The sequence below is a fragment of the Acinetobacter amyesii genome (assembly GCF_002018365.1).
Lineage (GTDB): Bacteria > Pseudomonadota > Gammaproteobacteria > Pseudomonadales > Moraxellaceae > Acinetobacter > Acinetobacter amyesii.
Window position 1 is genome coordinate 87598 of the sequence record NZ_MVKX01000002.1, and the last position, 22390, is coordinate 109987.

Sequence of the window (22390 nt, forward strand, 5' to 3'; positions counted from 1 at the left end):
CGGAATAGTCCCAATTTCTGTCTGAGCAATTGCTGCTAACTACGCAGGAACTTTTGGTTTAATCGCTAAATTTCTAGATTTTAAGCAAAGAGCCGATGCTGAGTATCGGGAAAAATGCCTTAAGTTTTCACGTAATTTATGCTTTGATGACACTTATCTTTAAATTATTTTAATAAAGGTCACCATGCAGAATCCAACTTCAGCTGATATTCAACGTGTAGATGAATTCCTTCGCGATTTACAGGCACGAATTTGTGCCGCATTGGAACAGCAAGAACGTGCTGGTGGCGGAAGTGCCGAATTTGCTATCGATGACTGGGAGCGCCCTGAAGGTGGTGGTGGTCGCTCACGTGTTCTTCAAAATGGAACGGTGATTGAAAAAGGCGGCGTGATGTTCTCGCACATCAACATTTCAAAATTACCGGCCTCTGCGACTGAACGCCATCCTGCGATTGCAGGTGCAAAAGCGCAAGCCATGGGCGTGTCACTGGTAATTCACCCGAAAAACCCCAACGTCCCGACCTCACATGCCAATGTGCGTTTATTTGTCGCGGAAAAAGAAGGACAAGATCCGATTTGGTGGTTCGGGGGTGGTTTTGACCTCACTCCATTTTATCCAAATGATGAAGATGTCTTGTCTTGGCATCAAACTGCCCATGATCTTTGTGCCCCATTTAGCGATACGCTCTATGATGAACATAAAAAATGGTGTGATGACTATTTCTATCTCAAACACCGTGATGAACAACGTGGTGTGGGTGGTTTATTCTTTGATGATCTCAACCAATGGGACTTTGAAACCTGTTTTAAATATATGCAGGCCGTGGGTAATGGTTATTTAGAGGCGATTTTGCCGATCTTCCAAAGAAACCAAGACAAAGCCTATACCGAAGCACAACGAGACTTCCAACTTTACCGTCGTGGTCGTTACGTTGAATATAACCTTGTGTATGACCGTGGTACCTTATTTGGCTTACAAACTGGCGGACGTATTGAGTCGATTTTAGTGAGTATGCCACCCTTGGCAGGCTGGTCGTATCGTCCTGAATGGGAAGAACATTCTGCAGAGAAAAGGCTCACCGACTTTTATTTAAAACCGCAAGATTGGCTGAATACGCTGAAATAAAACGGATAAAGATGTATTCGCCCCTGTCCGTCAGGGGCTTTTTATTGCCTGATGAATAGAGTATTCATTTGTATGTAATATCTTGATGCATAAATAAATTTTTTAAGCATTTACTTTGTAATCAGATTGCTCAACAATGACACATCTTTTAAACAGCTTTAAGCTATGTCATTGCACAATGTGTCAATAAACTCATGGCTGTAATTTTCTTGTACGGAGTACAACGCACATGACACATCAAACACTCAATAAAAAAGCAGTCAGTCTTACTGCATTGGTGTTTTGGAGCTTTGCTGTTGTGCTGATTAGCGCCATCAGTACCAATATTTTTTCCGAAACGTCTTTGAATGATAATTTGGCTATTGGCTTCATGGTGGTTGCCCTCATTGGTTTAGTCATCAGTGCTGCGAGCATCTTGATTCAAAGCGTCTTAGATATTTGTAATCCTTAATTTTCCGCTTTTATTTCACGATTTTAAGACTGCCCGAACTTTAGCCATCATCAGATTTGGCGTATATTGTCTGCTCTTTCACATCTACATGGACGCTGTGCAATGAGCAAACAATTTGCCGTGATTGGCAACCCGATTGAACAATCACGCTCACCTGAACTTCATCATGCCTTCGCTGAAAAAACAGGCCTCGACATTCAGTACAGCAAACGACTTGCGCCACTCGATGGTTTTCAGCACAGCGTCGAATCCTTCTTTGCCGAAGGTGGCATCGGTATGAATGTCACTGTTCCGTTTAAAGAACAAGCCTATGCACAATGTGCCGTCCTTACTGAACGTGCCAAAATTGCAGGTGCGGTCAATACATTATGGATGCAAGATGGCACACTCCATGGCGATAATACCGATGGACAAGGCCTAGTCGATGCCATCCGTGCCTTAGATTGGAATTTAGAACAAACGGATATTTTAATTATTGGTGCAGGCGGTGCGACACGTGGCGTGATTTACCCGCTGGTACAAGCTGGGGCCAAAAAAATCGTGATTGCCAACCGGACTTTAGCGCGTGCTGAACAATTGGTCGCTGACTTAAAAACTGCTGTCCCCAATGCCGAACTTGCAGCCATTGCCCTCGCCGACTTAGCAGGTCAATTTGATCTGGTGATTAATGCCACATCGGCTAGCTTAACGGGTGATGCACTAATTTTGCCTGAAGCTTTACAATTTACACATGCCTATGAAATGGCCTATGGCAAACCGTCGACGTTTTTGGATCAAGCCAAAGCACGCCATGTTCCGACCTCAGAAGGTTTTGGCATGTTGGTTGGTCAAGCGATTGAATCTTTTTCCATTTGGAATGGCATTAAACCTGATCTAAAAGACTTTCTATAATTCAAAATGCTTTGCTCAATTCACTTTCTGAGCAGGCTAAACACCTAAAAAAGAACCTCAATTGAGGTTCTTTTTTTGATCCAACTTAGTTCTTGTGTTTTTGTATCGCCTTATAGGTCTCATAATAAGCCGATTGGCTGAACAACTCTTCGTGTTCTGCTGCTAGGCCTTGCAATGACGCTTCTGATAATTTTCCTTTGATATCATCAGCAAAGGCTTGCGAATAGATTTTTGATGCTTTCACCAAATGCGCTTTTTCAGTTCCTTCCAGTTCATAGCTAGCTAAAAAGTTTTGTTGATATAAATGTGCAAAAATCGCCTGATCAGTCTTATAGGTTTTTTGCAATTGTTTCCACTCAACCTGAGCTTTGTACTCACCAATCCCCGACTGCACATAATGATTGACCGAAGAGCCTAAGTCATCAAAATCTTGATAGCGATGCAAAGCATGCTTATCACGTAATTGATTTAAACGTTTCAGCGCATTGCCTGTTGGCTCTTTTAAGCCATCAACAAATCGATATGCATAAACTTCTGCAATTTCATTCAAATCATTGGCTGAGTAATAACGCACATACTGAGCGCGATAGTTAGCAAATGCCACGACAAATGCCGCTTGATAGGCTTTCACTTCAGATTGATGGCGCTTATAACTTTGCAAAGCCACTGTACTGAGATATTCAGGAAGTTCGATTTCTTCATTTGCAGCACGGACATCATCGACCGATGCAGTTTCTGCTTCAGCAAGCAGAGGATCATTTCCCGTGATTGGCGCAAGCAGACCTTTCAACATATTTTCAAAGAGTGAATCTTTACTGACTTCCTCAATGGATTTTGCCTGTTTCATGGCTTGACGATCAATTTTAGTCGCATTGCCATAATTCAAGATTTGGTTGCTACTTTTCAGCTTTAATTGACCTAAACGTGGCTCATTAAAGGCCAATTGATAGTCCATTACTTGGACGCGGCCTTTGTGATCTAAGCCTACATCCATCACGACATTCGAAGATGATTTATCCTGTGCATTCAGCACCTGCGCAATTTCAGCTTGATGCTTTTGCCATAATTGCTGGAATTGTTGGACATCGACAAGTTGTTCACTTTGATATTGCTGGAATACTGGTTTTAACTGCTCAACAGCGTCCGAAATCTCTGAATCTATATTGGATGCGTCCGCAGCAGAGGTCGATGGTACAGCATCTTCTTGCAGCGGTATCACCCGAACATCTTGATAATCCTGACACAGCGTGACTTTACCAATCGGCACCTGTTTGGTGTTCATCAAGGCCTGACAGACTTCCTCAGATAAGTTCGCTGTTTCGTCATCTTCTTCTGAAGCCGCATAAGCTTCGGTTACTTCAGTATCCGAACCATAGGATTCTTCGTCATCACCCGCGGTCGCCTCCGCATATGCACTTGCAGTATCGATCGCGTATTCAGCAGATTCAGCTGCAGAAGACGTTTGTTCTTCTTCCGTTTCATGTTGGTGATACATCAGGCCATGCATTTTCGCATTGAGCAGCTCATTCACACGTTCTACAGATGCATAAGCCGCATCATAGTCTTCATCCTCAGCTGCTGCCGCTACTGCAGTCCCTCCCGCCGCTTCAGCCGCAGCCATCGCCTCTTCGGAAGCACTGAGATGCGCAGCAGCGTCCACAGATTCATCTTGCTCAGCGTCACTATTGCGCTGACCTTTGATTTGCGTGGTGTAATAGTTGGCGTTCACAAAATCAAAAAGTTCAAGCTGGGTGTAAAGCGCATCGAGATCACCCACATAGCGGATTTTTTTAGTCAGCCCTGCATTTTTTTCATCACGTGTTAAAGCAATATTTTGCACTTGATTCGGCTCTGCTAAGACATAGGGCAAAGCATTCATTTGTTTTAAATAGTCAGCAAATTTTTTCAAATCGTACTGAGCAATCGCCTCTTTATGTTTTGAAAAATCCACATAAGCCAAGCTGCTTTGGCTTTCGCGATTCACCATAAATGGCATGAACGCAAAGTAGTTGGTATAAAATTTATGTTGATTAAAATCAATGATCATCGGCAACTGTGCATTCACCTGCAAGGTCGGTTTTTGATAACTCAATTGCAAGGTTAAGGCAGCAAGTTTTTCTCTAAAATGTACTGAACCGCTATAGCTAAACTGTAAATCATTCAACACATTCAGCAGTGATTGTGCAATTTGGGATTGCGGAGAAACGCCATCCTCTTCATCGCTATAGCGCGCTGATGGTGGGATCGATTCATTGGCAATGGCTTGATAGAGCTGTTTCTTTTCTTTTTGGCTAAATGGAATATTTTGGGTTTTAATCAACTGATCAAGTTGTTTTTTAAGTTTAGGATCCAGCTCTGGCTGTGTGCTTATCGCAGGTTTTGACTTGGTTTCAGGCTTTTTTTCATCGAACTGAATATCGGTCTGAATTGAAAATTGCCCTTTCATGTCATAACTGGCATTTTCAAACATTGCGTTTAAGCCTTGAGTGGCTTGTTGCCCGAGAGACTGATCCGTTGAATTGGTTTTAATGACATGTTGAGCACACCCAGTAATACTCAAACCCAGTAAACAAAGTGTTATATATTTTAATCGCATAATTGTACGAAAGACCTAAGTTCTTTATGATTTATTAAAAGAAAAAAATGATCAAAAGATCAACATCAAGTCTATCAGAAGTTTATTTTTCACATGTTGGTTAAATATTACAATTCGCCTTTCTGACATTTTTTAAGGGCGTATTCATCAATGTTTTTTAGATGAAATTATGAATAATCAAATCATCAATACAGATAATCCAAAAAAATTTAGATATTAGGATTAAGACTATGCCTGCATATAAAGCGCCTTTACACGATATTCGTTTCTTAATGAATGAAGTACTCGATTACCCAGCACATTACAAAACTTTGTCTAATGGTGAAGCTGCTGATGCAGACACTGTCGACATGATTTTAGAAGGTGCAGCGGATTTTTGTGAAAACATCCTTTCGCCTTTGAACCAAACGGGTGATGAAGAAGGCTGTCATTTTGAAAATGGCGATGTGAAAACACCAAAAGGCTTTAAAGAAGCCTATGACCAATTTGTACAGGGTGGCTGGCAAGGTCTGTCTTTCCCTGAAGAATTTGGCGGTCAAAACTTGCCACAGTCGTTGAACCTAATCAAATCTGAAATGATGGGTACAGCGAACTGGTCATTCCAAATGTATCCAGGCCTCAGCGTGGGTTGTATCAACACCATTCTTCAATTTGGTTCAGAAGAACAGAAAAACCAATATTTACCGAACCTCGTTGCAGGAACTTGGTCAGGCACCATGTGCTTAACTGAACCACAATGTGGTACCGACTTAGGTCAGGTAAAATCAAAAGCAGAACCTCAAGCTGACGGTAGTTATGCGATTTCAGGTACAAAAATCTTTATCTCTGCGGGTGAGCATGATTTAACCGACAACATCGTACATATCGTACTTGCTCGTCTTCCAGATGCACCTGCGGGCACCAAAGGCATTTCATTGTTCATCGTTCCAAAATTCCTGGTGAATGCAGACGGTTCAGTGGGCGAACGCAACCCTGTAACTTGTGGTTCGATTGAACACAAAATGGGGATCCGTGCTTCAGCAACAGCTGTGTTGAACTTTGACAATGCGATTGGTTACTTGATCGGTGAAAAACACAAAGGCCTACACGCAATGTTCACCTTTATGAACACTGCGCGTATTGGTACAGCGATCCAAGGCATTGCACATGCTGAATTGGCATTCCAAGGCGCTCTTCCATATGCCAAAGAACGTATGTCTATGCGCGCACTTTCAGGTAAAAAAGATCCTGAAAAAGTAGCTGATGCGATTATTCACCATGCAGATGTTCGTCGTATGCTTTTAACTCAAAAAGCGATCGCTGAAGGCGGCCGTTCAATGATTTACTATGCGGCTCAAATTGCGGACAAAATGACTGATGCTTTAACCCGCGGTGATACAGCAGCATTTGAAGCACATGACGATCACTTAGGTTTCTACACCCCGATTCTTAAAGGTTTCTTGACTGAATTGGGTTATGAAGCTGCCAACCACGGTATGCAAGTATACGGCGGTCATGGTTATATTAAAGAATGGGGCATGGAACAAATCGTTCGTGACTCACGTATCTCTACCCTTTACGAAGGTACAACTGGCGTTCAAGCACTAGACTTGATTGGCCGTAAAGTTCTGTTGACATCTAAAGGTAAAGTGATCCGTGACTACACAGCTGAAATCTTGAAGTTCTGTGGTCAACATGCTCGTAATAAATATATGCGTCGTTTTGCGTGGGACTTAACAAAGCTTTGCGCACAGTGGAATGCTTTAACTGTTCGTATCATGCTTGCAGCACGTAAAGACCGTGACATCGTGTCTTCTGCTTCTGTCGATTTCTTGATGTTCTCTGGTTACGTGATGATGGCTTACTTCTGGGCACAACAAGCTGCGGTTGCTTCTGAAAAATTAGCAGAAGGCAATGGCGCTGAAGTTCCTGAGTTCTATAAAGCAAAAATCAAAGTGGCTGACTTCTACTTTGAACGTCTATTACCACGTTCACAAGGTCATGCTGAAGCAATGGTCAATCCATCGAAGACTATGACGTCTTTGGCTGCTGAACATTTCAGTTTCGATTACTAAGTTTTAGATTTAGATCAAAGAGCGCTTCGGCGCTCTTTTTTATTCATCCAACATTTTTATCTACAAAATCTCTTCATTTGATAAAAGCAATGTAAAAATATGAACACATTAAGCATTCTTTTTGCTTCAAAAGAATGCAAATTGACGATTTTAAAAATATTTAATTCATAATTTTCAGTGCTATATAAGATATTTATTTAATTTAGCTTCAATTACACAAGCTATGCACCTTCCTCCACAAATTATTCATAAGCACGGCCTAAGATGCAGTTATTGAATAAATGAACGAGGAATCTCCCATGAAAAAAATGATCGCAATGTTAATGATTGGCTCAATTGCAGCCGTAGGTACAACATCAGCTATGGCAGCACCTACCAACCATAAAGCGCCATCTCATCAAGTGCATAAAATGGATAAAAAGCCTTTACCGCCGAAAGCAGCTCCGCATGCGCCAATGCATAAAGCACCTGCTCCACATGCAGCGCAATTTGCTCACAAAGCGCCAGTTAAGCACAATGTAAAGCATCAACAACCCATGAAGCACAAAGCGCCAATCAAGCATGATGTTAAACATCCTGCAGGCCCTGATCATAAATTACCGCCAAAACACCGTTAAGATCAAAAGACCGCTGCTCAGCGGTCTTTTTTATGCGCTCAGTTTATTGTCAAAGTTCATAAACAGCGTGAATACGATGGAAACATCTATGCTTCAGCATTCTTAATGCACGAGCGATCCACAGCAGAATTTTAAATTTAAACCCGACTATAAAAACCAAAACTGCACCAAATAGTATTGCCCTTTTTCTCTACCAATGACCATTCAGCCAATAGTATTCAGGCTAATAGATGTGACCAATCTCCAAATAAGATCTTATTAAGATATATCTTATTAATTCTTATTTGTGATAAAATCTGTGCATTCACTTAGCCTTGCCGCGATGGCAATGCCCTCCTTACCAGTCTTAAACGGCAGCCGGAAAGATGGTCTCAAAATCCCAAAGTACACTCATTATTGCAGTGCTCGCGCTGCTGTCTATTTTCCCGCCTTTGGCGACAGATATGTATCTGCCTGCATTGGGCGCAGTTGCGTCGGATTTAAATACCCATGCCGCTGCCGCAGAAATGTCCTTATCAATATTCTTTTTAGGCTTAGCCATTGGGCAGCTGATCATGGGGCCGTTAATTGATGGCTATGGACGTAAAATCCCCTTACTTTTTGGCACCTTGGTCTTTGTTCTGACGTCTATTGCTTTAATTTTTACTCAGGATATTTACGCCTTTAATGCCTTACGTTTTTTACAAGCCCTAGGCGCTTGCGCAGGCATGGTCATCAGCCGCGCGATTGTCACAGATTTGTTTGAAGGCCAACAGGCGGCTAAAAATATGACGGTTTTGGTCATGCTAATGACCATTGGCCCGATTATCTCGCCGACTTTGGGCAGTTTAATTTATACAGGATTGGGCTGGCGGAGCATTTTTACCGTCATGGTTGTGATTGGCGTCATTGCCCTGCTACTCTCACAAGCCTTTATCCCCGAGACTTTAAGCACTGAAAAAAGAACACAAAAACCTTTTCCGGAAGCATTGAAAAATGCATCGCTTCTCATCCGCCAACGACGCTTTATCATCCCAGTCCTGACTGCAAGTTTTGTACAAGCCGGTATGTTTGCTTTTATCACGGGTTCATCCGGCGTCTTTCAGGGCATATATGGTTTAAATGCGCTTCATTACGGCTTAGCCTTTGCCGCAATTGCTTTATCGCTGTTTATTTTTGGCAGCCTGAATAAAAAATTACTGGATCAATATCGCCCTGCAAAAATTTTAAGCCTTGGACAGCCCGTTTATGTAGTTATGGCCTGCATCACAACGGCCGTATCTGGCTCAGAAAATATTTGGATATTCACCATTCCGCTTTGGTTTACCATTGGTTTTGTCAGCCTACTGTCTTCTAACGCCATCGCACTGGCGATGGGTGCTACTGCGGAACGTGCTGGCGCAGGTTCAGCGGTATTTGGCGTATTCCAATTCGGTATTGCATTTATTGTATCGAGCTGTGTGGCGGTTGGCGGTTCAAGCAGTGCGTTGCCAATGAGTTTGGGCATCCTGCTGCCAGCCATACTTGCCTTAATGGTTTGGTCGTTTAAACATCCTGATTAAGCAAAGCGCATCAAGCAAGCTTTTAACCCTATATCAGACTAATAAAATAAAAGACCGTAATTGCGGTCTTTTATCGAATGAAACAGGCTTGTTAAAATCACTGCATCTCAGCACATGGTTTCCGCTGTGTTTTCAAAAATAGACGCAATGCTTTCAAATGGTTTTAAACTCGCCCGCTGCTGATTTTCACATGCATAGCGGTTCACTTCTTTTTCGAGTATGTGTAAAAACCCATTATAGCGCTGCTCAAAATCCGGCAAATCGCTCCAGTCGATACGTTTACTTTGAATACAGCGGTGCTGGTTAATGAAATCCAGCAGCAGTTTTTGAATTTTGGCATTGGTATAATAAATCAGATACGTTGCTGCCGAACCGCAATGCTGACATCCCTCTTCTAGATAAACCTCTTCATTATTCAGCCAGCAGCACTGTAAAGTGAAATATGCGCGAATCGCTTCTGTCGCTAAAGTGTGCTGCGTCATGTTTTTAACCTTTATAGTTATTGCAATTGATAATTATTATCAATTACTGAATTTAAAAAGTCCATCTTTAACACAAAAACAGCCGATATTATTTTTTAAACATTTGAATACATTAAAATTAAGCGAAAAAATTAAGCGCACTAAAAAGTACGCTAAAGCTTTGTATTGCAATTTTAAGGCGATGCGCCAAATGAATGTTATAAAAACTCTTCCAACACCGAATTTAAAAAGATGTGCCCCTGTTCTGTACAAGACAAACGCGCAGGATCATTCACCATTAATTGACGCTGACGCAGCGAAGCCAATAGATCATCTAAAGCATCCAAACTTAGGCCTGTACGCTCTGCATAGAGATGCGCATCTACCCCATGATTTAGCCGTAAAGCATTCATCATAAATTCAAAAGGCATGTCCTCTGCTTCAATGCGTTTAAACTGAAGATGCTCGGCGGGGACTTTGGCTAAATAATCTTTCGGCAATCGGGTTTTTTGAAAACGGTACACCCCGTCTGGCATGGTCACTTTGCCATGTGCGCCTGCACCAATCGCCAAATAATCGCCAAACTGCCAGTAATTTAAATTGTGGGCCGACGGCTTTTCTTTACGCCAAGCCGACACTTCATAATTGATAAATCCTTGCGCTGTTAAATAGGCTTCGCCCTGCGCTTGAATCTCTTCAAGCACATCATCGACAGGCAGAATCGGCTGGGTGCGGAAAAAGACCGTATTCGGCTCAATCGTCAACTGATACCACGACACATGCGTTGCGCCATTTTCCACAGCCAATTTCAAATCCAAAAGCGCTTGCTCAATCGTTTGTTCAGGCAGGCCATGCATCAAGTCGACATTCACCCGTTCAAAACCTGCTTCCCGTGCATGCTGAATGGCAGAAATGGCATCGTCATTCGAGTGAATCCGACCCAGTTTTTTCAGTTGCTCGGTATTAAAACTCTGCACCCCAATGGATAAACGATTAATCCCTGCCTCTAAATAACCGGCAAAAGGGTCATGCTCAACCGTGCCCGGATTGGCTTCCAAGGTAATTTCACAGCCCTCTTCAAATGGCAGCAACGCTTTGAGCTGAGTAAATAACCATTGATAACCTTGGGCAGAAATCAAAGATGGTGTACCGCCACCAATAAATACACTATGAATCAGGCGGCCCTGAGCAAAATCGACTTGGGTTTTAAAGTCTTCAACCAACGCCTGTAAATATTCTTGTTCTAAGTCAAGAGACAATTCACCATTCGGCACCGCATGCGAATTAAAGTCACAGTAAGGACATTTACGCACACACCACGGCATGTGAATGTATAAAGACAAAGGAACGAGTGCAGGATTTAATTCAGCCAAGGAGAATGCTCAAAATGCGTTGAAGAATGCGGTTTATTTTAACATGACTGCATCAGAGTGCTTATGAAAACTCTGATCGAATACAGTAGACTGATCATATTAAAAAAGAATTTGCTGATAACAAGATGAAAATAAGCAGCCATTTATTGTACTTACTGCCGCTCGCGATGGGTATTGGCATCGCCATGACCATTCAAACAGCGATCAACAGCCAATTGCGTGAATATTTATATTCACCGCTGCAAGCTGCCCTTTTTTCTTTTTTGGTTGGTACAATAGTCCTCGCCTTTATGGTGTTTTTTCAATCGGCCGAAAAACCGGACTTTTCAAGCTTTGCTCAAATACCTTGGTATTTATGGCTGGGGGGATGTCTGGGCGTTTATGCCATCAGTATCAGTATTTATACCGCACCGAAACTGGGTTTTTTATCCCTATCGGGTCTGATTATTTTTGGACAGATCTTAATGTCGATGGTATTTGACCATTTTGGCTTGCTCGGCACTGAAAAAACCCCGATTAACTGGCAACGCTTATTGGGTGGCGTGGTGATTTTTATTGGTGTGCTTCTCACTTTCCAACGCTAAGACCTCATTCCTAAGCACCTCACAAGAAATGAGTACATTCTGTGTCTACTGTCACGGCTGTAACAAGCAGCAAGTATGAATTAAAACAACTGTTTCATTTAATGATCCCAATATTGATTACGCAGTTTGCGCAAGCGGGATTTGGTCTCATTGATACCATCATGGCAGGACACCTGTCCGCCAATGACCTTGCAGCCATTGCGGTCGGGGTCGGTTTGTGGATACCCGTCATGCTGCTGTTCAGCGGCATTATGATTGCCACCACCCCATTGGTGGCCGAAGCCAATGGTGCGCGCACGCCTGAAAAAATTGCCACCATTGCCCGTCAGTCCTTATGGGTCGCATTATTTTTAGGGATCATTGCCGCATTAGTCTTACAAGCTATGCCGCTGCTTTTACCGTTATTGGGTGTCCCTGAAGCATTGCTGCCGAAGGCCAGTTTATTCTTACACGCCATTAGTTTAGGAATGCCTGCTGTCACCATGTACGCAGCTTTACGTGGCTACTCAGAAGCCTTGGGGCATCCACGTCCAGTTACGGTGCTGAGTCTGTTGGCTTTATTGGTGTTAATTCCACTGAACTTTATTTTTATGTATGGTTTAGGCCCAGTCCCTGAATTGGGTTCTGCTGGATGTGGTTTTGCCACCGCGATTTTGCAATGGTTAATGTTCTTTGCTTTGGCAATGTACGTTTTCAAAGGGTCAGCCTATCAAAAAACCCAACCTTTCGCTGCTTTTGAAAAAATGAACAGTGAATGGATCAAACGTATTTTAAAACTCGGCTTTCCGATTGGCTTAGCTATTTTCTTTGAAGTCAGTATTTTTAGTACAGCCGCTATTGTGTTGAGTCCCTTAGGCGAAGTTACCATTGCAGCGCATCAAGTCGCCATTTCGATTACCTCGCAATTGTTTATGATTCCAATGTCACTGGCGATTGCGCTGACCATTCGGGTCGGTACCTATTATGGGGAAAAGAACTGGTTGGCTATGCGAAAAGTCCAGAAAGTCGGTATGTTGACAGGGACGGTATTTGCCCTGATTACCATGCTGCTGCTTTGGCTTTTACGTAATGAAATTGTGTCACTCTATACCAATGACTATGATGTGACTCAGCTTGCCGTGTATTTGGTCTTGTTCGCGATTGCCTATCAATTGATGGATGCATGGCAAGTCAGTGCCGCAGGGTGTTTACGCGGCATGCAAGACACTAAAGGGCCGATGTGGATCACCATGATCGCGTATTGGATCATTGCCTTCCCTGTCGGGATCTATCTTGCACGCTTCACCACGACTGGTGCTGCAGGCGTTTGGATTGGCCTAATTGTAGGTCTGACTGTCGCATGTTTACTGCTACTTACTCGTTTATTTATGATGAATAAACGTTTAGCACATGCGGGATAAGCCCTAAAAAATCATCTAAAAAGTTACTTAAAAAAGACGGCTACGCTATGTAGAAGATTAATGCAAATTAACACTTTGCATAGCAATGCCATAAATAAAAATACGAAGAAGAGGAAAATAAACATGTCCCATGTATTTCGCTCGATCAGTCTCTGTCTGACCTTAGGCTTTTCCATGTCACTACAGGCTGAACAAACAATCAACCGACATGAATTTCCTTTATATCACGCACCCATCAAAGTCCAATCACAACCCGAATTTGATTACATCAATCAAGCACTTTGGACAGCCTTTCGCTTTTATCATGAACAACAAGCAGACTCATATACCGCACGTTTAAAATTAAGTTGTCAGCAATCTGGTATGGCGTATACCTATCAGGACTTCATCAAGGCCAATCAAAAGTTTGCCTCTGCGGATGCTCAGGATTTTATCGTGACGCAAAACCTCATCACCTTGAATGAAAATTTACACCATAACCAATGCAGTAAATATCTCGGTCCACATTTAGAACTGGAAAAAACTGAAGCAACTAATGCTACGCAGTAACTTCAGTTGCACAATTTGATTCAAATAAAAGAACGATACGCGGAAATGTCATCCGCAATTGTTTGAGACAGGACTACCTCTAAACAAAAATGTTTTTGCAATACTTTAAATAATTAGACGCTAGTGAACGAGTTTTGCGGATGACAATGGTTTTGGGTACTTTTGCCGAAACAAAAGTACCTCCAGCTGAAGGCTAATCCCTTTATTCAATCCCTAGATGAAAGACTCTGCCGAATAGAATTAAAAATCTTTTTTTAAATGCGTAAATACTTTTACAGGCATAACATCAGTAAAGCAACTGAAGCAGCAAAACCAATTAATTAAGCGCCTCGATCGCATTTTTTAAACCTTGTGGCACTTGGCTGTCGTCCTCTACGTCTTTCACGATCGCCTGCCCAACGATCACATCTGTCCCATTAAAACTCATGGTCGGTGATCCATACAATTCATAGCCTTCATTTAAAGCTTTAGTCACACGGGCACAGAAATTGACATCATCTTTACCGGTTAAATAGCGATACACTTTCATCGTTCAGTTCTCTTCTAGCGACGCGATATTTTAAACCATTCAGCACGTGGCTTAAATTTGCCTGAATTATTTTCAGTATTTACATTTTTGCCCATCATTTTATCAATGGAAATAAAGTCTTAACAATTTAAAGTAGGCAGTTTGTGTTTTGTCGCCTATGATCGGTAATAGATAATAAATGATGATCTTGAGGAACATCACATGGCAAAAACGGCTAGCACACCGGGTCGTCGCTTTATGAAACTTGCCAGTATGACGGCAAGCATTGCTACTAAAACCGTTTCCAATTCCATCCGCAATATCACTGCCGATGAAGAACAGAAAAATGCATCTCGCAGTAAACTTTTTCAGGACATCGGTCTGCAAATTGCAGACACTTTGGGTGAAATGAAGGGTGCGGTGATGAAAGTCGGACAAATTGCCTCGCAGTACAAAGACATTTTTCCACCTGAAGTCGCAAAAGCGATCAGTAAATTACAACGCCAAGCGCCAGCCATGCCTTTTGCTGAAATTAAGGCCCAAGTAGAACAAGAACTCGGCAAACCCCTCGCGCAAATTTTTAAAAGTTTTGAAGAACAACCTTTTGCCGCTGCATCCATTGGGCAGGTGCATAAAGCCGTGTTACCTAATGGTCAGCAGGTTGTGGTGAAAGTGCAATATCCGGGTGTCGAAGAAGCCTGTGAAAGTGACTTAAAACAAGTTCGCCTTGCACTTCGTCTGATGGGCGTATTGAAAATTGATCGGAAGTTACAAGACAAGCTATTTCGTGAAATTCAGGACAGTTTAGACAATGAACTGAACTATGAAATTGAAGCACAAAACTTAGATGTGGCCCGTGCTTTTCATAGTGCGCTGGATGACAAAATTATTATTCCACAGGTCTATAAAGATTATTCTTCACGTCATATTTTGACTTTAAGTCTAGAGCTTGGCGACAGTATAGAAACTGCCAGCACATGGTCACAAGAAACACGAAATGCCTTGGGAAGGCGCTTATTCCGTGCCATTGGCCGTGAAATTTTCTTCCTTAAACGTTTCCACTGTGACCCGCATCCGGGTAACTTCGCCTTTCGTGAAGATGGTTCAGTCATCGTATATGACTACGGTGGTGTGAAAACCCTGTCTCCTGAAATCGTGTCGCACTTTAAGCAATTGATTAATGCTGCACGCAAGCACGATATTCCACTGATGGAACAGCAACTCGATGCCCTACATTCCCTCAATGAACTCGGTAAATTCCCTGCGGACTTGTATGAACAATGGCTGGAAGTACTGATGCGTCCGCTGACCACACAATATGACTTTGCTGAAAATTCAGCGCACCATGATGGGGTAGAATTAATTAAGCCATCTCTTAAATACTGGGATGTGTTTAAACCGTCACCGGATACCTTGATGGTGAACCGGACTGTTTCAGGACATTATTGGAATTTGATTCATTTGAAAGTGAATGACAATCTCAATGATCTTTTTGATGAGTTGGTCCCACCTAGCGCTTAAGGAAACATGAAGCGCTGATTGCCCGATGAATTTCGGGCAATATTTGCATTTTTAATTGTTATGTTATAACATTTCTTTAATCAATAAATTTAAGGAACAGAAGAATGCGTGCCAATATCCATCCCGAATACCGTGAAGTGCTCTTTCATGACACCAATGCCAATGCCTTTTTTGTGATTGGCAGTACTTTAAGCACCAATCAAACCAAAGAGTTTGAAGGCAAAACTTATCCATATGTGACGCTCGATATCTCAAGTGCATCACATCCTTTTTATACAGGTGAACAACGTCAAGTAAATAATGAAGGACGTATTGCGAACTTTAATAAACGCTTTGCACGTTTCAAACGCTCACAATAAGTTCAGTTTCGATTAAGTTTTTGCTTTTAAAATTAAAGCATTGAAGAAGTTCAGGGTTCCCCTCCTCCAGCCTGAACTTCTTTTTTTATGTCTGAAATTTTGTGGATTTCAAGCGTTGTTTTAAACATCTATTTTTAAAATCGACTGAAATAAGTAATATCCCAGCCCCAATACGATGACACCAATCACCACACTGGAAATGGCATAACTAAATGCCAGCCCACTTTGCCCTTGTCTAAGCAGTTGAAAGGTTTCTAAGCCGAAACTGGAAAATGTGGTAAAGCCACCTAAGATTCCAACCATAAGCAATAAGCGTGCTTCATTTTGTAGAACGGGATATTTTTGGCTAAATGCAAAGAACACACCTGCACAAAAGCAACCTAAAATATTCACCCACCATGTAGCCCACGGAAAGAGCACGGTTGGCTTGGCCAATAACAGTCCTGCTGCATAGCGAAGTGTTGCCCCAATTGCGCCGCCACATGCGACCAAAAGCCAGTTCATAGTTGTCCTACTTCAACATCATTGGTATCTACAGTTTAGGCAACAGTCTGCCTAAGGTCGCCCTTCAATATACACGCATTTAATTTACGCAAATAGTGTTAAATGTTTGGGCCAAAGCTTGCTATAGTCTGCAACACTTTGCGGTATTTTTTATTGAAAGAGGACATTATGGCTCAGGAATTATTAGATCAACTTCAAGCAGGGACTGCGAAATTTTCAGATGTGATTGCATTTATTGAAGCGCGTTATAACCATACAGCAACCGCTTTTACCAATGGCAAACAAGCCAATGCAGCAACTGAAAACCAAGGCAGTGCCAAAGTATTTTCTTTTGCCCAATTGAATGGTCTAAATCAAGCTGAAACATTAAGTCTTTTTGCTGAACATTATGCTGCTGTATTGGCAACACCAGACGCAACTGACCACCAAAACATTCGCCAATTTATGCAAAATGGTTGGGAAGGTATTCAATTTGATGGTCAAGCGCTCAGCGCGAAATAATGCCTAGGCAGACGTTCTAAATCAGTTCGTCTGCAATAAAAAAGCCAGTACAAATACTGGCTTTTTTATCGTTCATCATCGGTTCACATCAGGACACTCGAACTCTACAAGTCCATTCAGCCATCGCGGTTTTTTCCCAAGCTCGTGCATGCTTCAAATGTAGTAATTCCTCACCTGCAGTTGTTGCAGTAAAACGATAAGTTTTTTGACCGCCTGCGCCTAGCCCTAGTGTCGCATCTGCAGCAGCTTGTTGTTGAGCTGACTGAAACACTTCTTCAACTTTAAAAAGTTTCGGTTGCTCAGCCAAAGACCATACATACCCAGTACTTGGATTTTCGTTTAACAGTACTTCCAAAGTCTGTCCACGATCCATCTCAAGCAAGGTCGGACAACTTTGCTGTTCAGTAAATACATGGGTTTTCCCATCTACAGTTGAACTCATACTGGTACATCCACCAAGTGCCAAACCACTCGCCATCATTAGACTCAAAATAAACTTTTTCTTTATCGTCATTTTCATCATCAAATTATTTTACCTTGAATCTAATGTGCACCGATTTCAAATACGATCTCGATGCAATCGAAGTTTAGCCTTTAACTTTTTCAATCCACTGAATGGAACTCACACGAAAAACTTCACAAGCCCCATCACCCGTGTCTGTTGGGGTCAAAGATGAAGTCCAAACCAAATCTTTGTCTTTCACCTCAACCAAATCCCCTTTTAAACGCACAAGATCGCCACGTTTCACTTGAGTAATTTGCTTCGCAATTTGCGGATTTGCAGGAATGATGTGCATATTCGACACCATCATCATGGCTTGCTTTTGCGGTACAGGAACACGATCCATTTTCCAATTTAAGAAACGGTCATATTGATTGACTGAAATCGTACGAGCAATTTCTGGCTCTGCAAATAAGCCCCAACTGACCGCATAATCGATCGGAGAAAATTTTGCTTGTTCATCTGTTTGATAGGTTTTTGAACCTAAAATTCGGAAATCACCTTTAAATTCTTTCAAGGTAGAAATCGACTGGCCTTTGGCAGCAGGTGCTAAGCCTTTGGCAATATTATAATCTGAAGACGCTTGGACACCGACATTCAATAAAAAGCCTGCAAGCACAGTACTTAATGCAATTCGCTTGATCATCGCGTTATCCTCTTACCCTGTAATACTTCACATTACTCAATTTTCATTCTGCAATTGAGCCGACTTCATCTATTCATAATGCCCCAACCTGAACATGAGCTTAAAATCCCGTAGGTTGAGCCTGATGAATGTCGTTTTCACTAGTTGTAACTCTATATTACGCACACAGTCTGCATAAACCTTATGAACTTGGTAACAAAATGCTGTTATTCAGTCAATTGGTCCATATCCACGCCCTACCACATGATTTAAAATTAAAAAGACATGAATTACACTTTAAAAAAAGCCAACAACAATACCCGCTATGATTTATAAATTTTATCAACTACACATTTTTCCGCATCTTTTAAATCAAGTCATGCAGGTGCCAAGCCTGATGGATAAAAGACGCGAACTCCTTTTAGCCGTGTCTGGTGAGGTGCTCGAAATTGGCTTTGGTACAGGTTTGAATTTAGCGTTTTATCAAAATGTCGATACGGTTTTTGCCCTAGAACCCAATCCTGATATTTTTCATTTAGCTGCTAAACGTGTACATGCAGCGCCCTTTGAGGTACAGCATATTTTAGCCGGTGCTGAAAAATTACCCTTTGCAGATGAAAGTCTAGATCATGTTGTGAGTACATGGACCTTATGCAGCATTGCCGATATTGAAACTGCGCTTGAAGAAATCTACCGCGTCCTGAAACCAACCGGGACATTTCATTTGGTTGAGCATGTACAACACAATGAAAATCGGAAAATTAAGCAGTTACAACACCTACTGACGCCCATTCAAAAGAAAGTCGCGGATGGCTGTCATCTGGATCGTCATATGCAAAAGTTGCTTGAAGATGCCCAGTTTGAATGTTTTGAAACGCAGTATTTTGATGCTGAAGGCATTCCAAAAATTGGACAACGCATGTTGCTCGCCCGCGCACGGAAGTTGAGTTAAAGCGTCCAAGGCCATGTTTAAGCACAATCAAATCTAGTTAAAAGTACCTAGTCTTTGATTAGTCGAATGGCATTAATTTTTAGGATATGACAGGGCTTTTTATTCAAAACATTATAGGTGTTATACGACTTCCCAGTTTTGATGGAATGCACATCCACCCATTCACCCAAAATCTCCACACGATCCCCTGATTTTAAACGCCGAATACAATTTGCGACGTCTTCGGATTGAGCAATCACACTAACATTTTGCAATTCAGACTTGAGCTGTTCAATTTGTATCGAGGGCACGTCTTTCGCTTGCACGCTAAAACAGCGGTTCTGCTGAGACCATTCAAGATGGTATTTTAAAGACTGGATATCATTTGCGCCTGAACTCAGTAGCAGATCAATATTGCTGACATAGGCCAAGTCTTGAAAGCCACCCACCACAGTCGGTGCTGCCGGATGTAATGTACGACTACTCGCACTGTAGTAGCGTTTATCCAACAGCACATATTCACCGGAAAATGCCTGAGTCGGTGTGACCTGAAAATTTTTCAGCACACCTGTCTGCTCTAAATGTGGAATGGCACGAAAATATTCAGACCATATCCACAGCATGAGCGCAAAAACGGCTGCAGTCGCTAAGAGTTTTTCCATGTGGATATTCTGTCCTTATTACTTTTCGACGGTTCTGAGGCTGAGTCACGCGAGCTTAAATATGCTCAAAATCAATTCGGATGGTTTCAAAACGCACTCGCCCTTCGGCAATGGCTTGAGCAATCGCTTGTTGCCCTTTGGTCAAACGTGCCCCACCACTTTTAATATCAATCAGCACCACTTCAATGTCTTCAGCGAGTCCATCGCCATCACGAAAGTCGGTATAGCCATCAAAAACCACATAATCGATCGGGTCACCGAGAAACTTTGCATCGCTAGGTAAATATTGAAATTCCGGCATGATCGGCGCCATTTGTTCGGCCATTTTGCCTTTTAAAACAGCACGACTGGTATTTACACTGCGTTTTTGTGCATGGGTCAATGCCTGCTGATGTTCCAATTCTAGTTCTGCAATATATTGCTCGTATTCTGCCTTAATCCTTCCATTGCGACTGCCACTTAAAATTAAGGTGGTCAGTACAATCCCAATACACGCGCCAATGAGCATGGCCATCCAGACAGACATTTAAAATTCCTAATCTTTTTAATATATTACAGCAAAACCTATAGAAAAAACTTAGACTTTGGTTCTTTGTCATATTCCCCGCATTAAACAATGATATGCTAGGGATGAGCAGAATAAAATCTATTTAGGTCGATGAAAACGATATTAATTGCCAATCAAAAAGGTGGTTGTGGCAAAACCATCACAGCAATCAGTTTAGCCTCTGCACTTGCGCAAAAAGGTTATAAAGTGGCCTTGGCAGATGCTGACAATCAAAAGTCTGCACGTCAATGGCTCAAACAGCGTCCAGAGAATGCCGCCCCAATTCAGAGCCTAGATTGGCGTCATGAAAAATCGATTGGTGATGTGCCGAAAGGGATTGAATATCTGATTATCGATGCACCGGGTGCATTATCGGGTGAACATGCAGATCAGTTGGTGAGTGAAGCCCATGCCATCATTACCCCGCTACAACCGTCTTTCTTCGACATCGACTCGACCCGTCGTTTTTTAAAGCATTTGCAAGAAATTAAACGGATTCGTAAAGGTAAAGTCCAAATCCTATTGCTAGCCAATCGTGTCAAACCCAATTCTGCTCATTCCAAAGAAATTCAAGATTTTTTCAATAAAGTTGAACAACAGCCCGTTGCTTGGATTTCTGAACGTACCGCTTATGGTCAACTTGCCATGCAAGGTCTTTCCGTTTTTGATAAAACACAAAAATTGTACCTCGGTATGCAACAACAATGGCAACCTGTGCTCAATGCCATTATTGAAGACGAAGCCGAGTGGTTTTAACCCATCATTCCACATTTTGCTGATATAAAGGCCAATCTTGCAAGGATCTAGCCTGAAAGATATTCACCATAAGTTAACAAGCTCTCGTTTTCGGGAGCTTTTTTTTCGGTTAAGATTGAACACAACATGATGAAAAAATCAGAGCACGCATTGCCAACGTTCGCACCTACATTACAAAAAGTCTTATTGTTCGGATTATTTTTTATCCTGATTTTTTTGAGCTTTAGCGTACTCAAATACTTTATTGTGCCCGTTGTTTGGGCAGCGATTATTGCTTATATGACTTGGCCACTGTATCAATCGGTGCATCGTTTTTGTGGCAATCGTGCAAATCTAAGTGCGGCGCTGATGATCTTACTGGTGGTGCTCGTGGTAGGTCTGCCAGTGATTTTTGCAATCTTCTTGTTACAACATGAAGGCCGTAACTTGTATTTTGAATTACAAAAGCAAGTTTTCTCTGGTCATGTCAATGTGCCTGATTTTATTCGCCAACTGCCGTTTATTGGTAAAGAAGTCAGTCGTACCCTGCATGAACTGAACAATGATCCAAACAGTATTATTCAATCGGTACAAATTTGGATTCAGGGGCATTTGAACTACGGTAAAGTTCTGGTCGGCGAAGTCAGTAAAAATATCTTTAAGCTGTGTTTTGCCGTGATGTCTTTATTTTTCTTCTATCGTGATGGTCAAACCATTTTAAGTCAGGTCAGTAAAGCCCTCGAAATGGTGATCGGGCCACGTATTCATCATTATCTTGCCACTATTTCGGATACTACACGTGCCGTCGTGTATGGCATCGGTCTCACCGCCATTGCCCAAGCTTTACTTGCCGGTCTCAGCTATTTTGTCGCCGATGTGCCTAACCCGATGTTATTAACCATCATTACCTTCATGTTGGCACTGATTCCTTTTGGCCCACCGATTTCATATACCGCTGTGTCGTTGTGGTTATTTTCACAAGGTCAAACCATTGAAGCCATTGGCGTCATGGCTTGGGGTGTTTGTATCGTGAGTACGGCCGATAACGTGATTCGTCCTTTAGTGATTTCAGGGGCAACGCAGATTCCATTCTTATTAATCATGTTTGGTGTTTTGGGTGGAATCGCCAGTTTCGGTCTTGTCGGCTTATTTATCGGTCCAGTGATCTTGGCAGTATTGTTAGCCATTTGGCGTGAATGGTTGCATGAAACCCAAATTGAACCCGTCATGATGCCCAAAGCAACATTGGCACATGACTTAGACAATATGGATGACAAGCCTGAACAACCCTAATTCAGGCTTGAATTCATTAAACAAATATTACAATCAAATACTTAAATTATCTGTCATCC

Annotated in this window: 24 protein-coding genes; 15 read left to right on the forward strand and 9 right to left on the reverse strand. The window is 42.1% G+C overall.

Annotation, left to right across the window (positions count from 1 at the left end; translation table 11 throughout):
• The first annotated feature begins 184 nt into the window (after positions 1–184).
• The 3 genes from hemF to aroE all read left to right on the forward strand — a co-directional run bounded on the left by hemF (position 185) and on the right by aroE (position 2468).
• Positions 185–1126 carry an oxygen-dependent coproporphyrinogen oxidase gene (hemF, locus tag B1202_RS04050; RefSeq protein ID WP_078189307.1) on the forward strand — a complete coding sequence of 314 codons (942 nt, stop codon included), beginning with the start codon at positions 185–187 and terminating at the stop codon, positions 1124–1126.
• A 229-nt stretch (positions 1127–1355) separates the two neighbouring features.
• Positions 1356–1577: a hypothetical protein gene (locus B1202_RS04055; protein ID WP_078189308.1), complete on the forward strand. Its 222-nt coding sequence runs from the start codon at positions 1356–1358 to the stop codon at positions 1575–1577.
• A gap of 102 nt (positions 1578–1679) precedes the next feature.
• The gene (gene aroE / locus B1202_RS04060; RefSeq protein ID WP_078189309.1) at positions 1680–2468 is read left to right on the forward strand and encodes a shikimate dehydrogenase; all 789 of its coding nucleotides are present in this window, start codon (positions 1680–1682) and stop codon (positions 2466–2468) included.
• A gap of 85 nt (positions 2469–2553) precedes the next feature.
• Here the strand turns inward: aroE and B1202_RS04065 are convergent, their stop codons facing one another.
• On the reverse strand, positions 2554–5064 hold the full coding sequence (locus B1202_RS04065; protein ID WP_078189310.1) for a hypothetical protein: 2511 nt from the start codon (positions 5062–5064) through the stop codon (positions 2554–2556).
• Positions 5065–5294: 230 nt separating this feature from the next.
• On the opposite strand from B1202_RS04065, the gene B1202_RS04070 reads away from it, so the two are divergent.
• From B1202_RS04070 to B1202_RS04080, 3 genes are all read left to right on the forward strand, one after another.
• On the forward strand, positions 5295–7118 hold the full coding sequence (locus B1202_RS04070; protein WP_078189311.1) for an acyl-CoA dehydrogenase C-terminal domain-containing protein: 1824 nt from the start codon (positions 5295–5297) through the stop codon (positions 7116–7118).
• A 299-nt stretch (positions 7119–7417) separates the two neighbouring features.
• Positions 7418–7735, forward strand: a complete 318-nt coding sequence (locus B1202_RS04075; RefSeq protein WP_078189312.1) for a hypothetical protein — start codon at positions 7418–7420, stop codon at positions 7733–7735.
• Between the two features lie 365 nt (positions 7736–8100).
• Positions 8101–9276 carry a multidrug effflux MFS transporter gene (locus B1202_RS04080; protein WP_078189313.1) on the forward strand — a complete coding sequence of 392 codons (1176 nt, stop codon included), beginning with the start codon at positions 8101–8103 and terminating at the stop codon, positions 9274–9276.
• A gap of 107 nt (positions 9277–9383) precedes the next feature.
• On the opposite strand, the gene B1202_RS04085 is transcribed toward B1202_RS04080, so the two are convergent.
• Positions 9384–9758 carry a hypothetical protein gene (locus B1202_RS04085; protein WP_078189314.1) on the reverse strand — a complete coding sequence of 125 codons (375 nt, stop codon included), beginning with the start codon at positions 9756–9758 and terminating at the stop codon, positions 9384–9386.
• A gap of 197 nt (positions 9759–9955) precedes the next feature.
• Positions 9956–11110 (reverse strand): radical SAM family heme chaperone HemW, encoded by a 1155-nt coding sequence (gene hemW, locus B1202_RS04090; RefSeq protein ID WP_078189315.1) that lies wholly within the window; start codon positions 11108–11110, stop codon positions 9956–9958.
• 125 nt (positions 11111–11235) lie between these two features.
• On the opposite strand from hemW, the gene B1202_RS04095 reads away from it, so the two are divergent.
• The 3 genes from B1202_RS04095 to B1202_RS04105 all read left to right on the forward strand — a co-directional run bounded on the left by B1202_RS04095 (position 11236) and on the right by B1202_RS04105 (position 13643).
• Positions 11236–11694, forward strand: a complete 459-nt coding sequence (locus B1202_RS04095; protein WP_078189316.1) for a DMT family transporter — start codon at positions 11236–11238, stop codon at positions 11692–11694.
• Between the two features lie 41 nt (positions 11695–11735).
• A complete protein-coding gene (locus B1202_RS04100; protein WP_078189317.1) occupies positions 11736–13094 on the forward strand; it encodes an MATE family efflux transporter in 1359 nt (452 codons plus the stop codon).
• A gap of 123 nt (positions 13095–13217) precedes the next feature.
• Entirely contained in the window at positions 13218–13643 is a 426-nt protein-coding gene (locus B1202_RS04105; protein WP_143221564.1) for a hypothetical protein, read from the forward strand.
• 316 nt (positions 13644–13959) lie between these two features.
• Here B1202_RS04105 and B1202_RS04110 read toward each other — a convergent pair whose 3' ends face one another.
• Positions 13960–14172 (reverse strand): DUF1737 domain-containing protein, encoded by a 213-nt coding sequence (locus tag B1202_RS04110; protein WP_078189319.1) that lies wholly within the window; start codon positions 14170–14172, stop codon positions 13960–13962.
• A 201-nt stretch (positions 14173–14373) separates the two neighbouring features.
• Here B1202_RS04110 and B1202_RS04115 point away from each other — a divergent pair, with 201 nt between their 5' ends.
• Both B1202_RS04115 and B1202_RS04120 read left to right on the forward strand, forming a co-directional pair.
• Complete coding sequence (locus B1202_RS04115) at positions 14374–15672, forward strand: ABC1 kinase family protein (protein ID WP_078189320.1); 1299 nt, start codon at positions 14374–14376, stop codon at positions 15670–15672.
• Between the two features lie 104 nt (positions 15673–15776).
• A complete protein-coding gene (locus B1202_RS04120) occupies positions 15777–16031 on the forward strand; it encodes a type B 50S ribosomal protein L31 (RefSeq protein WP_078189321.1) in 255 nt (84 codons plus the stop codon).
• Positions 16032–16151: 120 nt separating this feature from the next.
• On the opposite strand, the gene crcB is transcribed toward B1202_RS04120, so the two are convergent.
• Complete coding sequence (gene crcB / locus B1202_RS04125; RefSeq protein ID WP_078189322.1) at positions 16152–16535, reverse strand: fluoride efflux transporter CrcB; 384 nt, start codon at positions 16533–16535, stop codon at positions 16152–16154.
• A gap of 168 nt (positions 16536–16703) precedes the next feature.
• On the opposite strand from crcB, the gene B1202_RS04130 reads away from it, so the two are divergent.
• On the forward strand, positions 16704–17036 hold the full coding sequence (locus B1202_RS04130; protein ID WP_078189323.1) for a HopJ type III effector protein: 333 nt from the start codon (positions 16704–16706) through the stop codon (positions 17034–17036).
• A gap of 88 nt (positions 17037–17124) precedes the next feature.
• Here the strand turns inward: B1202_RS04130 and B1202_RS04135 are convergent, their stop codons facing one another.
• Together B1202_RS04135 and B1202_RS04140 are read right to left on the reverse strand one after the other, a co-directional pair.
• Positions 17125–17559 carry a protease inhibitor I42 family protein gene (locus B1202_RS04135; RefSeq protein ID WP_228145130.1) on the reverse strand — a complete coding sequence of 145 codons (435 nt, stop codon included), beginning with the start codon at positions 17557–17559 and terminating at the stop codon, positions 17125–17127.
• 64 nt (positions 17560–17623) lie between these two features.
• Positions 17624–18184: a hypothetical protein gene (locus B1202_RS04140; RefSeq protein ID WP_078189325.1), complete on the reverse strand. Its 561-nt coding sequence runs from the start codon at positions 18182–18184 to the stop codon at positions 17624–17626.
• A 304-nt stretch (positions 18185–18488) separates the two neighbouring features.
• On the opposite strand from B1202_RS04140, the gene B1202_RS04150 reads away from it, so the two are divergent.
• Positions 18489–19115, forward strand: coding sequence for a class I SAM-dependent methyltransferase (locus B1202_RS04150; protein ID WP_078189327.1), 627 nt, complete (start codon positions 18489–18491; stop codon positions 19113–19115).
• A 47-nt stretch (positions 19116–19162) separates the two neighbouring features.
• Here B1202_RS04150 and B1202_RS04155 read toward each other — a convergent pair whose 3' ends face one another.
• Positions 19163–19756: a hypothetical protein gene (locus tag B1202_RS04155; RefSeq protein WP_078189328.1), complete on the reverse strand. Its 594-nt coding sequence runs from the start codon at positions 19754–19756 to the stop codon at positions 19163–19165.
• 55 nt (positions 19757–19811) lie between these two features.
• Positions 19812–20282, reverse strand: coding sequence for a Holliday junction resolvase-like protein (locus B1202_RS04160; protein ID WP_078189329.1), 471 nt, complete (start codon positions 20280–20282; stop codon positions 19812–19814).
• 132 nt (positions 20283–20414) lie between these two features.
• Between B1202_RS04160 and B1202_RS04165 the strand changes: the two genes are divergently transcribed.
• Both B1202_RS04165 and B1202_RS04170 read left to right on the forward strand, forming a co-directional pair.
• Positions 20415–21059, forward strand: a complete 645-nt coding sequence (locus tag B1202_RS04165; protein WP_078189330.1) for a ParA family protein — start codon at positions 20415–20417, stop codon at positions 21057–21059.
• A gap of 150 nt (positions 21060–21209) precedes the next feature.
• Entirely contained in the window at positions 21210–22331 is a 1122-nt protein-coding gene (locus B1202_RS04170; RefSeq protein WP_171262594.1) for an AI-2E family transporter, read from the forward strand.
• The last annotated feature ends 59 nt before the right edge of the window (positions 22332–22390 follow it).